Source organism: Fulvivirga lutimaris (genome assembly GCF_009711525.1).
Lineage (GTDB): Bacteria > Bacteroidota > Bacteroidia > Cytophagales > Cyclobacteriaceae > Fulvivirga > Fulvivirga lutimaris.
The window spans coordinates 1-810 of sequence record NZ_SMLV01000052.1 but is presented as its reverse complement, the minus strand read 5'-3'; the positions used below and the strand labels follow the sequence as shown (position 1 = coordinate 810).

The 810-nt window shown below is 34.8% G+C and carries 1 protein-coding gene; it reads right to left on the bottom strand.

The genetic code is table 11. The features are described from left to right. Positions 1–174 precede the first annotated feature (174 nt). Positions 175–711, bottom strand: coding sequence for a hypothetical protein (locus E1140_RS00135; RefSeq protein ID WP_155177937.1), 537 nt, complete (start codon positions 709–711; stop codon positions 175–177). Positions 712–810 lie beyond the last annotated feature (99 nt).

The following is an 810-nucleotide window of genomic DNA, read 5'->3' as shown; positions in this document are numbered from 1 at the left end:
TTTTAAAATATTCTAAAGGGTTTGTACATCTATTTTCAATTAAATTATGTTAGCCATTCGTTAAAGAAATGAATGATTGATATATAAGTCGTCTCGAATTACATATTGGAACTGATTTTGAACGGTATACTTTATAAGATGCTACTGATGTTATAAGCAAGAACATTGTTAAGACTATAACTTGACAATTTTTAGTGGGATTAGCTCCAAAGGAAAACCGTCACTGGTTTGTTCACCGCCATCATCCTGAAATCTTGCATGGTGAAAAAAGATACCCCCGTTATCGTCATTTATGTACAGTGATTGTTTAAACTCTTTTGTTATGCCGCTGCTTAATGTTGTTTGAGTGCCTATCATTTTATTGGCAATAACTGGTACTTCGTTTAAAAGGGCTTCAAATGTGCCATCAATCTCAAATTCAATAGTGACCTTTTCAGACCCGGCTAACTCTGTGCAGCTACTTTCCTGAAAAAAGGATAGGACAATAATTAATTCATTCCCTTCAAATATAAATGTCTCGTCTATATTAGCTCCCATATCAGTGACGCATCCTGAAAGCCATTTACCATCCAGACTAATTGTGTTACCGCTACTTGTTGTTACCGTTAAAACTTCTGTAGGTGCAGGATCACTTTTCTTACAGCTGGTTGATAGTGATAGTATTGGAATAAGAAGAAAAGCTGTTGCGAGAATTTTTGCTTTGCTATACATTGTTTCGAATTTTTGTTTGTTACAATGTAACGGGCATCTAGTTTAGAAGGGCTGCCAATTTGGAAGGCAATATATTCGAATACATGTATTCGAATATAT

What these genes read in the sequence shown, in the direction of transcription:
- E1140_RS00135 (WP_155177937.1), bottom strand. Translation starts at nt 711, where the DNA reads ATGTATAGCAAAGCAAAAATTCTCGCAACAGCTTTTCTTCTTATTCCA.